Source organism: Haladaptatus sp. (assembly GCF_049589095.1).
In the GTDB taxonomy this organism is placed as follows: domain Archaea; phylum Halobacteriota; class Halobacteria; order Halobacteriales; family Haladaptataceae; genus Haladaptatus.
In genome coordinates this window covers 1-11086 of the sequence record NZ_JBAWAC010000400.1, presented here as the reverse complement: position 1 = coordinate 11086, position 11086 = coordinate 1, and the positions used below count along the sequence as shown (strand labels likewise).

Genomic DNA, 11086 nt, shown 5'->3' with positions numbered 1-11086 from the left:
CTACTATTTCGGCCGTGTGTTGTGGGGAGGCCAAAATATCCCGTGCAGCGACCGCGAACGGGCGGGGGCTTTCGAGGTCGTCTTCCCAGAACTGCAATCAAAAAAACCACCAATCACCGCTCTTCGGAGCGAACAGGACTTTCTGGGCCTTCTTCATCGCTCCAAAGTTGGAGCCCCTTCGTATCAAACGGCCACGAAAAATCAGACCGGACACAGAACGTATTTGTTACTGACGAATAGAGTATCACACGATGTCCTCCGATACGTCCCCATCCCGGTCCCGCCGCCTCTTAGGTCCCGTTCACGTCCTTCCGAGGTCTCTCTCCCGGCAACTGTTCGGTCTCCTCCTCGTGTTCATCGCGGTCGAAATCATCGACTGGGCCATCGACCCGCACACCGTCCCCGCCTCGACCGCCCTCTACGGTGCCATCGGCCTGTTCATCCTCGGCAACGGACTGTACGTCGGCGGCGTCCGGATTCGATAGCGAGCACACGGTTTCCGTGGGAAACCGATGCGGATCGTGGATCACTCCGAGAATTCGTTCGAAACGCTGTTGGTGAGGCCCAACAGGCCGATCAGCAACCCGAGAATCATTATCCAGTATCCGGTGTTCGGGTCGAACGCCATCCCATCGCCGACGGAGAGAAATCCACCGAAAAGGACGACCAGAATTCCGAACAGGATCACATCACGACCGATCATGCTCGGTCGATGTCCACGAAATGATATAAAATAAACTGTTTCGCCGACCTATTCGCGGTCCGATTCGGCGACTTCCTCGCGCAGGGTTCCCACCTCGGCCACGCGCTCGGCGTGGGCGTTGTGCTGGTGGATGGACTCGTCGTTGCTCTGTTTCATGGTCACGACGGCGTCGTCCGGCAGGTCGGGGAAGGTATCGACCACGCCGTGGGCCATGTCGCGCACGCAGTCCTCGACGAACTTCGCGTCGGCGTGAGCCTGAAACGTCATGTGATCCTCGTCGGGACGCTTGGCGAGGTTGTAGATCCGCGCACTCATCGAATCGCGGGCGACCTCGATGAGTTCGTGGAGGTCCACCTCCGGCGCACCCGCGCTCTCGACGGTGAGCGTGGCGTGGCCGCGCTGGGAGTGACCCGCCTGCGGAATCTCGCGCAAGAACTCCTTGACTTCGCGCTCGCCGACGCCGAGGTCGAGCAGTTTCTCCTCCGCACGGCCGGACATCATGCCCTGAGAACAGGGACAGACGGTCATTCCGGTGACGCGCGCGCCGATCTCTTCCGTGGTCTCCTCCTCGGTTGCGGTCGCGCTAGCGATGACGTCCACCATGGCTTGAGTGGGCCGCTCGCTCTCGGGCGTCGTATCGCGCACCATGAACTCCGCTTCCATGCTGACTTCGGCCTTCGAGGTGTAGTCGTGCTTTTCGAGCAGTCGTTCTGCGGCGTCGCCGCACACGTCTTCGAGGCGGTAGGTCGGCTCCTCGACGGCGTCTTCGAGGACCTCGTCCACGACCTCCATGTTTCGGCTCATGTCCGCGCCCTTGCGCCAACTCGGGAGGTCCACAAGCACGTCGAATTCGGCGGTGAGAACGTACGGTCGTTTGTCCGGTCGGGCGACCTCGACCAGTTTCTCGACTCCGGTTACTCCCACTCGGTTCAACCCGACGGTCACGTCAGGCTCGGTCGCCTGTACGTCGGGAAGTTGCCCTTTCATTGTGGTTCCCTTACGAGAGACAGAATTAGAGGCTTCCGCTTCCGGCAGCTAGTCGAGCTTTCCGAGCGCTTCGAAGAACGTCGGAGACGGACCGGCGATTCTGGCCGGTTCGGAGGACACGGAGATGGTGATCGTCTCCGGAAGGTCGATGCGGGCCTGTTTCCCGTCGCTTCCGACGACTGCGAAGGCTGCATTCGTCACGCGGATCTCCACGTCGTGATTCGGCTCGAACACCAGCGGCGGCATCGGGTGCGATGCGCACATCTCGGTGAGAATGAGACCGTTCACGCTCGGGTGGACCAACGGCCCGCCCTCGCTGAGGTTGTACGCCGTGCTCCCGGTCGGCGTCGAAACCAATATGCCGTCGGCGTGGCCGCTGCCGTACTCCACGTCGTCGACGTGGATCTCGTAGTCGATTCCCTGTCCGTGGCCACGCTGTGCGCCCTGCACGACGATTTCATTCAACGCGGGATGGACCGACCAGTCGCCCTCGCCGGTCGCTTCCAACCGTGGCACTTCGCGCGACGGAATCTCGCCCGAGTCCAGATATTCGTTGACGACCTCGCGGACCTCATGAACGGCGTCTTCCGGGGCAACGGCGTTCAGAAATCCGACTTCGCCGAGGTTCACGCCGAGTATCGGCGTCCCACCCGCACCGCTCGCGGAGAAGAGGAACGTGCCGTCGCCGCCGATGCTGACGACGAGATCGTTTTCCGCCATTCGGCTCACATCGACGCCGTCGATACCCAAGTGCTCGGCAGTTGCCGTGTCGAGGTGAACCGTCACGGTATCGTCTCGGAGTGTCTCACGTAGTTTCCCCGCAAGTGTCGCGGCCCGCTCGTTTCCTCGCTGCGCGACGATGCCGACGTTCATCACGCCCTCGTTCTCCCTCGGTGCTCAAAAAGCCGCCGACACGAACATTAATTTACGCAGAGTGCCAGTGACAGGACGATGATATCTGTCGCTCGGATACGGACGCGGACGACCGAACCACCGCGCCGCGGGCCACGCCAAACCACGAACGGCCAGGAGGAAGCGGCGTGAGCGACGACGACGATTGGTTCGAGACCGCACTCCGAGATGAGGAGGCGGACGATGCGGATGAAGTGGATGAGGCAAACGCGGACGGGGCGGACGCGGACGAGACGAACGCGGATGAAGCGGACGCGGACGACCCCGACCCGGTTCCGGAAACGTCGTCGGAGGCGGAGTCCGATGATAAACCGCTGTTCGACGACGACTTCGCTAGCGCGTTCGCATCAGCCCCCAACATGGGCGGAAACGAACCGGACTTCGACGACGATGGCGACGCCGGTGCCGATGGATTCGACGCAGACGAATTCGGTGGCGGCAGTGACTTCGATGGCGGGAGCGGCGGATTCGGCGGCGGCCCGTCCAGTACCGACTTCGACGACGAGGAGTTCGAGTCCGCGATTCCACGCATCGACATCGGGATCGACGGTCTCGACAGGATGATCCAGGGCGGCGTCCTCCAGCACACCCTGATGGTCGCGATCGGCAACGCGGGGACCGGAAAAACCACGTTCGGACTCCAGTTCCTGAACCACGCCCTCGAACGCGGCGAGAAGGCGGTCTACGTCACGCTGGAGGAAAGCCACCAACGAATCGTGGACAGCGCGACCGAGAAAGGCTGGCCCTACGACGAGTACGTCGAAGACGGAAAACTCGCGGTCGTGGACTTGGACCCCATCGAGATGGCCAACTCGCTGTCGAGCATCCGCAGCGAACTACCGGGACTCGTCCGCGATTTCGGTGCTACGCGCCTCGTCCTCGACTCCGTCTCGCTCCTCGAAATGATGTACGAGGAGCAGGCCACCCGCCGCAACGAGATTTACGACTTCACCCGCAGTCTCAAGGAAGCGGGCGTCACCACCATGCTCACGAGCGAGGCCAGCGACGACAACCCCTACGCCTCACGCCACGGCATCATCGAGTACCTCACCGACGCCGTGTTCGTCCTCCGCTACGTCCGAAACGAGGACGAATTCATCGAAACCCGACTCGCCATCGAAATCCAGAAGATCCGCGACGCCAACCACTCCCGCGACATCAAACCCTACGACATCACGGACGAGGGAATCAGCGTCTATCAGCAGGCCAATCTCTTCTAAACGACCTTTTGCTGCGGTCGCTGTCAGGGATGCCGACGGGTCCCGTCGGCATCCCTGATGGCTCTCTGGCAAAATGTCGATCAAAAGCGCTCCTCCCTCACTTCGCTCCGGAAGACGCGATGCGTCTTCCGTGCCCTCGTTCGTTTCACTCACGAGGACTTCGCTCCGTTCAGTTGTCGGCTCGGAAAATCGAAGATTTTCCGGAAGAATTGGCGACTAGCGGCTCTGTCACCGGCCGTTTCTGATGGCTGTGTCGTAGGCTGTTTCCAGCGGTTGTGGAAATCCCGACTCCCTTGAAACCCGTAGAGCGTGACAGGGGTAGCGTGCTGAATACAGGTGCGAATCCCACATCACTGACTGTGAGTTCGTGGTGCAAATTACGCAGGCCTATTTCGATTTTACAGAAGATATTTACCGGGTCTTGCGTTCACATTTGATATGTATTCAACACGTATCTTACAGGCAATCGGCGCTCTTGGTATCGTTAGCGGTGGTATCCTGATTTGGTATGGATTCCAGCGGCAGATGTGTTCAATGGTAGGTGGTCCCGGGGATCACTGCTCACCAAATATCGTCTATTTACTCCCTGGAATTCTCATCGTTTTCGTTGGAATCAGTCTTCTGGTATTTCTGCATCGACGTGATCCGTCCGATTCGACGGAAACGAGCGTGTGAGAGATACACGCACCAGATTCCGCACGACGGTGTTGGATTATCAGAAGCTGTATTTTTCCGTGGAGCCGAAGTCCCGTCTGACGGTTGCATCGCTGGGCGATTCCGGCAATCGTGAAAATCTCGTCGCTGAATTACCGAACGACGGTCACGGGAACCGGCGACCGTCGAACGACCGTTTCCGCGACACTACCGAGAAGGATTCGGGAGACGCCCGAACGGCCGTGGCTGCCCATCACGACGTGGTCGAAGTCCTCGGCGGCAGTGACGATGGTTTGGGCGGGTTGCCCGACGTCGGTTATCGTCGAAACCGTGGTCCCGTACTCGTCGGCCTTCTCCTGTGCCTCCGCGAACAACTCCTCCGCGTTCTCCTTCGAGTCCTCGTACCACTCCTCGGAGTAACCGGGCATTCCGACCGTCGACGTGTAGCCGACGTCGATGGGGTCGATGACGTTGATGACGGTGACCTCCGCGTCCGGGAATTCCTCGAACGTGTACGACAGTGCCTTCGTCGCGTGCTCCGAGCCGTCTATCGGAACGAGTATTTTCTCTGCCATGGGTGGAGATACACATCGCCATCACATAGCGTTTTATCCAATTCTCCTCTCGTGAGACTCAATCCCTGCCGTGGCGGGTGACGCACTTCGGCAGGCCGGTGATTTCGACAGGTTCGGAGTTGTCCGGCGAGTAGACGACCATCTGGCCCTTCTCCATGTACGGCACCTTCTTCTCCAGCGTGGTCGGGATGTTCACGCTCTTGATGGCGTCCTCGTCGCCGAGGTTCAGGACGACGGTCGTGTTGATCTGTTTGAACACGGGTTCCGCGATGTCCTGCGGGTCCTGCGTGATGAGGAAGAGGCCGAGTCGTTCCTTGCGGCCCTGCTTGGCCGCGTCGGTGAACTTGCCGATGACCTGCCGGGCCTGCACGCTGTCCGCGTTGGAGAGGAAGTTGTGCGCCTCGTCCATCCCGACGAGGAGCGGTGTCTCCTTGATGATCGAGTAGTCCGGCGCGTTCGAGAGCTTCTCGTCGATGAGCAGGCTCGACACGGCGAGGACGACCATCTCCTTCGCCCGACTCGACGGCAGGTGATAGGTCGGAACGACCGACAGCCGCCCCGAGCGAACGAACTGCGGGACGAGGTCGGTGATGGGGTCCGCCGCTTGGTCGAACACGCTGCTCGGAACGGAGCGCGCACGACGTTTGACGGCGTCGAACGTTGCTTCGTGCACGCGTCCGGTTTCGTCCAGTTCCTCGCGGAGCGCCGGGTCGTCGAGGAAACTCAGGAACTCCTGGTACGTCCCGCCGTCGCCGCGCTCTCGGAAGAACCGATTGAGGAGGTGTGTCAGCGCGCCGTACTGGTTGTCGTTGAGGCTCGCGCCCGCGACGAGCCACTGGTTGCCCCGTACCATCGAGAACGGAATCGTGAACTCGACCTGCTCGGCGTCGTGGTGGCTCGCGGCGTAGGACTCGCCGCCGACTTTCGGGACGAACGCTTTCGTATCCCTGTGGCCGCCGTGGGCGACGCCCTCGCGCTCCCACGCGCGTTCGTCCTCGGTCGTCACGTCCGGGTTGTCGTCGTGCATCTGGGCGTACTCGTCCTGCGGGTCGAACTGCACGACCGCAATCCGGGCGTTTCGCCCGTCGTCCATCGGATACGTCCGTTCCTCGGCGAGGTACTGCCGGAGGATGTTCTTCGCGCCGTGGGTCTTCCCCGACCCGGTGCCGCCCGCCACGAGCGAGTGCCGGAAGACGAGCGGGTCGCCCGAGTCGTAATCGTCCTTCACGCGGTAGTCGATGGTCGGCGGCTGGGCCGCCGTCCGCACCTTCTCGCCCCCGACCGAGAGGTGGCCCAGAAAGACGCCGTCCTCGGGAATCTTCAATCCCGTCTTGATCTCGCCCTTGTTGCTGGCCTGCCGAACCACCGTCTCGGGTTTCGGCACGCGGTCGGTCATCCGCCGTTTCAGGTCGTCGCCGTCCGCGAAGAGCACCGCGATGGGCTCCAGCGTCGCCATGAACTTGTAGTCCGTCTCGTCTATCGACCCGTTGCGCATCGCCCGGCGGGCGTGAATCTCGGTGGCGTCGTCGCTGTGGAACTCCTGTGCGTATTCGAGCGTCGTGATGCGACAGAACAGCTTTTCGCCGTCCGGGTAGGGGACGAGCACGTACTTCCCGATCCGCACGTCGCCCCGGTTCGGCGCGGTGATGTACGCCCGTAGGCAGGTATCGTCGCTCTCCTCGCCGATGGCGAGCCCCTCGGAGACGGCGAGACTGCCGATACCGTAATCGTCGCCGACCGGGTCGAGGTCCATCCGATCGAAGCCGTCGTTCCGCCCTGCATCCGTCGTTCCCTCGCGTCCCGTGCTTCCCTCGTCACCGTTTTCGGCAGTCTCCCCGTCCGTTTCCGCCGATTCCGACGCCGACGAGTCGCCGGAATCGCTCCCGAAATCCGAGAAGTCGCCCAAATCGCTCATGGACCTGCCATCTCGTGCGTGATTGAAACGTGTTTCGCACGGGTGGCGGTTGACCGGGAGCGTTTCACACGGAAAACGCGCACGTGTAAATTATATGCCACGACTACCACCGTGTCATTCCACACCCCGTTTCCCACTTCCCTTTTATCCTCCCGAGTCCTATTGAGTGCTATGTTGCTCGTTCGCGGCGAGGCGGGAGGGACGACCCTCACAGGAACGCTGTACGAGCGGGGTGAACGCTCACCCACGTTCAAGGGCGCGCCGGACGAAGACGCGCCGTACGTATGGGTCTGCGACGAGTTCTATCAGGTCGAGAGCGGCGGGACCTCCCAGATGGTCTCCGGCAAGGAGGTCCACGTCGCGTTCGAGACCCCGATGCCGCGCGGGTTCGACACCCGTGACCAGGCCCTCGACGCTGCCGAAGAACACATCCGAACGCAGTTCGCCCGCATCGGCGTGGACGAGAGCGAAGTCGAGTTCTCGATGGAGAAGGGCGAACTTCAGTAATTGAGTCCCCAACGGACGTTGTTGTAGTTTTCGTCCAGTTCGCTGTCGAACGACCGCTCGAAACTCCGTAGCAACGAGTAGGTGCTGTTGCGCCCGATTCGGGCGAGCGAGTCGGCTTTCGAGATAACGGTCGGAGGCCCTCGAGAGATCGCGATTTCTTTCAACACCTGTCGTTCGATACGCCGACGACACGTCTCGTCGCTCGTGAAGACCCTGGGTGCTTCGATTTTGAACAGCAGATCCTGCCGCGGGTCGTAGATGACACAGAACGTCACGTCGTACTGCTCCGGTGCGAACTTCCGGTCGATGTATCGGGTGGCTTCGTCACCCCCGAAAAAGGCGTCCGAACCGGCCCGGGAGACGAACCAGTTCGTCAGCGTCAGGTCGTCGGTCAATCGCTCGTACTCCCCATCGGTGACCTTACCGCGTTCGAGAACCTGCGAGAAAAACGCGGCGTCGTGTGCCCACGGCGTGTTCACGCCTTTCTCCCGAAGGGTCCGGATTATCGACCGCGCGGAGATGTTCTTGACGAATCCCGCCAACGGCACGTCGCGGTCGGCGAACGTCTCGACCAATTCGACGTAGTTTTCGAGAATCGTCCGTACTTCCTTCGATTCCTCGAACAGGTCCGGAAGAATCGAACCGCGGTCACGCCAGCGGATGATTCCTTTCGGGTACACCGGCCCGTCCAGCAGGAGAAGATCCGACACGTCCTCCGCGTGGTCGAGCGCGTGTCTGCTTTCCGCGCGGTACAGCGCCAGCGCGTGGACGATGTCCTGCTCGAACTCGTCCCGCCGCGGGGCGTGTACGATACGGCGTTTACTTCCCTCGTTGTACGATTCCCACTCGGTACCGAATTTTGGCTCCACATCGTTCGTGTGGAGCGCCTTGACCACCGTGCGCGAGTCGTGCAGGTCGAGGTCGGACGGTGACGAACTCATCGCCGCGTGGGCCACGTCGACCACCAGCCCGTTCTTGAACACCTTCGGGTTGATGCTCCCCGAATCCAACCCGTGCATCGTCTCGAACTGATCGGTTTCCAGCGCGAGTTCCTCGATGTTCGCACACCGGCGTTCGAGGTCCGTTAGCGGCGCGAGGACCTCCATCCCGTCGTGGTACAGGGGGTCGAGATAGTTCTCCCAGACCTCCCGTGCGAGTTCCCGATGGTTGCGCTCTTCCCCTTCGTACTCTATCCTGTCCGCCAGTTCGGCGATGCCGTCGAAGTGAACGGGGTCGAGTGTCATGCTCGGTCCAACCCGGTCCACCCCGAAAAAAGATACCGTTCCTCGATACCGAAACGAGTCGGTTCGGACGCAGTGGAACCGCCGCCGAAATGTCAAAATTCATTACTGTCGCAACGAATAAAACGCTTCGTTCCCTACTCGGTTCCGTCGAGCGACGCGCTCGGCGTTACAACAAAAGTGGTAGATTTCGGGCGGATGGACGTCTGATGGCCGTTATCCGCCCGAGTTCCGCTTTGCTATCAGTACTCCGACGGCGACGAGTATCCACCCGCAGTCGTTTCGACTGGCGATGATCGTCGCGCCAGCGGTGATGAGCGCCACGGAAACCCCGTTCGATGGTGCCCCATTGGGCATAATATCACCCGTCGTTTGGGACGAGCGAGTACAAGCACCACCGCCTCGATAGTTAAACGAATTCTTACGTGGAGTGAAAGTGAACGGGAACGTCCCACGGTCACGGTCGCATTTTCCACCGCAGGCGAAGACTTGTTACCCCGCCCCGACGACGAATCGAATATGAAAGCGGGACTCATCGTCCTCGACGGTTGGGGATTGGGAAGCGAAGACGGCGGCCGGAACGCTATCGAAGCGGCGGACACGCCGAATTTCGACCATCTCGCGGAGTCAGGCGCGTACGGCACGCTCGACGTGACGGGACGGAGGGTCGGACTACCCGACGGCCAGATGGGGAACAGCGAGGTCGGACACCTGAACATCGGCGCGGGACGGGTGGTCAGACAGGAGTACACGCGAATCAGCGACGCCATCGCGGACGGTGAGTTGGACAAAAACGAGGCCATCATCGGCGCGCTCGATTACGCCGACGAGCACGACGGCCGGGTCCACTTCATGGGCTTGGTCAGCGAGGGCGGGGTCCACTCCGACCAGAAACACCTGTACTCGCTCATCGAACTCGCGGCGGACCACGGTGTCGAGGCCGTCACCCACGCCTTTACGGACGGACGAGATACGCCGCCGGAGAGCGGGACGGGCTTCCTCGGCGAGTTGCAGGAGGTCATCAACGAGCAGGGGACGGGAGAGGTCTCCACCGTCTCCGGGCGCTACTACGCGATGGACCGCGACCAGAACTGGGAGCGGACGAACCGAGTCTACGACGCCATCGTCAACCGGGACGCGAAGTTCGAAGCCGAAACCGCAGTGGAAGCCGTCGAGAACTCCTACGACCGCGGCGACACGGATGAATTCGTGAAACCGACGCTGGTGGCGGACGGTCCCGAATTGGCGGACGGCGATGCGGTCGTCTTCTTCAACTATCGCTCGGACCGCGCCCGGCAACTGACGCGGATGATCGCGGACATCGACCCGGTGTGGACGTTCGACACGCATCCACCGGACGCGGAGTTCGTCATGATGACCCAGTACGACCCCGATTTCGATCTTCCCGTCGCGTTCCCACCGCATCAACCTGAGGACACGCTGGGCGAGGTGCTTTCGGAGCACGACCTGACACAGCTTCGTCTCGCGGAATCGGAGAAGTACGCCCACGTGACCTACTTCCTGAACGGCGGACGGGAGATCGAGTTCGACGGCGAAATCCGGCGCATCATCCAGAGCCCGGACGTGCCGACCTACGACCAACAACCGGAGATGAGCGCCGAGGAAGTGACGGACACGGCCATCTCGGTCATCGACTCGGACGACCCCGACGTGCTCGTGTTGAACTACGCGAACCCGGACATGGTGGGCCACACCGGCGATTTCGACGCCGCCGTCGAAGCCGTCGAGGCGGTGGACGAACAACTCGGGCGACTCGTGGAAACGCTCGAAGCGCACGGGGCACACGTCCTCATCACGGCGGACCACGGCAACGCCGACGACATGGGGACGCCGGACGACCCGCACACGGCACACACCTACAACCCTGTCCCGTTCGTCTACGTCTCCCCGGACGGCGACGACGACGGGAAGACGGTTCGAAGCGGGGGATCGCTCTGTGACCTCGCACCGACGCTCCTGTCGCTCATCGGCGTCGAACAGCCTGACGCGATGACCGGCGAATCGCTGCTGGAAAACTAGTCGTATCGGAGCACGTGTGTCTCGATGCTATCACAGCGTGGGCAGACGTGTTGGTAATGGATTTCGTGGCCGCGCTTGGTCACGCTCCACCGGGCATCGAGGTCCACGTAACCGCATTCGACGCACGCTCGTTCCTTCCTTTCGTAATGCTGCCGGAGCCGGTCGAACGGCGAGCGGTTGGCGTACGGTTTCATGTGTTACCATTTGTCACGCTAAATCATAACAGTGTCTCCCTTCGGGTGTCACCCCCGAATCCGCCGCGGTCGATATCGATCACCGGAGTCGAACTGATTTCGATCGGTGTTTCCGCAATCGAAGCGCGAGCGACCCGG

General features: G+C 61.5%; 12 protein-coding genes. 4 read left to right on the top strand and 8 right to left on the bottom strand.

The window, feature by feature from the left end; all coding sequences use genetic code 11:
* Positions 1 to 251 precede the first annotated feature (251 nt).
* Positions 252 to 485 (top strand): hypothetical protein, encoded by a 234-nt coding sequence (locus WBV42_RS12620; protein WP_423986344.1) that lies wholly within the window; start codon positions 252 to 254, stop codon positions 483 to 485.
* A gap of 41 nt (positions 486 to 526) precedes the next feature.
* Here WBV42_RS12620 and WBV42_RS12615 read toward each other — a convergent pair whose 3' ends face one another.
* From WBV42_RS12615 to WBV42_RS12605, 3 genes are read right to left on the bottom strand one after another with little or no spacing between them, the layout of a single operon-like run.
* On the bottom strand, positions 527 to 703 hold the full coding sequence (locus WBV42_RS12615) for a hypothetical protein (protein ID WP_423986343.1): 177 nt from the start codon (positions 701 to 703) through the stop codon (positions 527 to 529).
* Positions 704 to 751: 48 nt separating this feature from the next.
* Positions 752 to 1690, bottom strand: coding sequence for a GTP cyclohydrolase MptA (mptA, locus tag WBV42_RS12610; protein ID WP_423986342.1), 939 nt, complete (start codon positions 1688 to 1690; stop codon positions 752 to 754).
* Positions 1691 to 1738: 48 nt separating this feature from the next.
* Entirely contained in the window at positions 1739 to 2563 is an 825-nt protein-coding gene (locus WBV42_RS12605; RefSeq protein ID WP_423986341.1) for an NAD(+)/NADH kinase, read from the bottom strand.
* A gap of 167 nt (positions 2564 to 2730) precedes the next feature.
* On the opposite strand from WBV42_RS12605, the gene WBV42_RS12600 reads away from it, so the two are divergent.
* Positions 2731 to 3822 (top strand): KaiC domain-containing protein, encoded by a 1092-nt coding sequence (locus tag WBV42_RS12600; RefSeq protein WP_423986340.1) that lies wholly within the window; start codon positions 2731 to 2733, stop codon positions 3820 to 3822.
* A gap of 806 nt (positions 3823 to 4628) precedes the next feature.
* Here the strand turns inward: WBV42_RS12600 and WBV42_RS12595 are convergent.
* Both WBV42_RS12595 and WBV42_RS12590 read right to left on the bottom strand, forming a co-directional pair.
* Entirely contained in the window at positions 4629 to 5051 is a 423-nt protein-coding gene (locus WBV42_RS12595) for a universal stress protein (RefSeq protein ID WP_423986339.1), read from the bottom strand.
* 58 nt (positions 5052 to 5109) lie between these two features.
* Positions 5110 to 6966, bottom strand: coding sequence for an ATP-binding protein (locus WBV42_RS12590; protein WP_423986338.1), 1857 nt, complete (start codon positions 6964 to 6966; stop codon positions 5110 to 5112).
* Between the two features lie 171 nt (positions 6967 to 7137).
* Between WBV42_RS12590 and WBV42_RS12585 the strand changes: the two genes are divergently transcribed.
* Positions 7138 to 7473, top strand: coding sequence for a DUF7113 family protein (locus WBV42_RS12585; RefSeq protein ID WP_253225253.1), 336 nt, complete (start codon positions 7138 to 7140; stop codon positions 7471 to 7473).
* Here WBV42_RS12585 and WBV42_RS12580 read toward each other — a convergent pair.
* Together WBV42_RS12580 and WBV42_RS12575 are read right to left on the bottom strand one after the other, a co-directional pair.
* Complete coding sequence (locus WBV42_RS12580; protein ID WP_423986337.1) at positions 7467 to 8717, bottom strand: DNA double-strand break repair nuclease NurA; 1251 nt, start codon at positions 8715 to 8717, stop codon at positions 7467 to 7469. The genes WBV42_RS12585 and WBV42_RS12580 overlap by 7 nt on opposite strands.
* Positions 8718 to 8930: 213 nt before the next feature.
* Positions 8931 to 9071, bottom strand: coding sequence for a hypothetical protein (locus tag WBV42_RS12575; protein WP_253225251.1), 141 nt, complete (start codon positions 9069 to 9071; stop codon positions 8931 to 8933).
* A 162-nt stretch (positions 9072 to 9233) separates the two neighbouring features.
* Here WBV42_RS12575 and gpmI point away from each other — a divergent pair, with 162 nt between their 5' ends.
* Positions 9234 to 10754 carry a 2,3-bisphosphoglycerate-independent phosphoglycerate mutase gene (gene gpmI / locus WBV42_RS12570; RefSeq protein WP_423986336.1) on the top strand — a complete coding sequence of 507 codons (1521 nt, stop codon included), beginning with the start codon at positions 9234 to 9236 and terminating at the stop codon, positions 10752 to 10754.
* On the opposite strand, the gene WBV42_RS12565 is transcribed toward gpmI, so the two are convergent.
* Complete coding sequence (locus tag WBV42_RS12565) at positions 10751 to 10948, bottom strand: HVO_0649 family zinc finger protein (protein WP_423986335.1); 198 nt, start codon at positions 10946 to 10948, stop codon at positions 10751 to 10753. The two genes, gpmI and WBV42_RS12565, sit on opposite strands and share 4 nt — an antisense overlap.
* Between the last annotated feature and the right edge of the window lie 138 nt (positions 10949 to 11086).

What these genes read in the sequence shown, in the direction of transcription:
- WBV42_RS12620 (WP_423986344.1), top strand. Translation starts at nt 252, where the DNA reads ATGTCCTCCGATACGTCCCCATCCCGGTCCCGCCGCCTCTTAGGTCCC.
- WBV42_RS12615 (WP_423986343.1), bottom strand. Translation starts at nt 703, where the DNA reads ATGATCGGTCGTGATGTGATCCTGTTCGGAATTCTGGTCGTCCTTTTC.
- mptA (WP_423986342.1), bottom strand. Translation starts at nt 1,690, where the DNA reads ATGAAAGGGCAACTTCCCGACGTACAGGCGACCGAGCCTGACGTGACC.
- WBV42_RS12605 (WP_423986341.1), bottom strand. Translation starts at nt 2,563, where the DNA reads ATGAACGTCGGCATCGTCGCGCAGCGAGGAAACGAGCGGGCCGCGACA.
- WBV42_RS12595 (WP_423986339.1), bottom strand. Translation starts at nt 5,051, where the DNA reads ATGGCAGAGAAAATACTCGTTCCGATAGACGGCTCGGAGCACGCGACG.
- WBV42_RS12590 (WP_423986338.1), bottom strand. Translation starts at nt 6,966, where the DNA reads ATGAGCGATTTGGGCGACTTCTCGGATTTCGGGAGCGATTCCGGCGAC.
- WBV42_RS12585 (WP_253225253.1), top strand. Translation starts at nt 7,138, where the DNA reads ATGTTGCTCGTTCGCGGCGAGGCGGGAGGGACGACCCTCACAGGAACG.
- WBV42_RS12580 (WP_423986337.1), bottom strand. Translation starts at nt 8,717, where the DNA reads ATGACACTCGACCCCGTTCACTTCGACGGCATCGCCGAACTGGCGGAC.
- WBV42_RS12575 (WP_253225251.1), bottom strand. Translation starts at nt 9,071, where the DNA reads ATGCCCAATGGGGCACCATCGAACGGGGTTTCCGTGGCGCTCATCACC.
- gpmI (WP_423986336.1), top strand. Translation starts at nt 9,234, where the DNA reads ATGAAAGCGGGACTCATCGTCCTCGACGGTTGGGGATTGGGAAGCGAA.
- WBV42_RS12565 (WP_423986335.1), bottom strand. Translation starts at nt 10,948, where the DNA reads ATGAAACCGTACGCCAACCGCTCGCCGTTCGACCGGCTCCGGCAGCAT.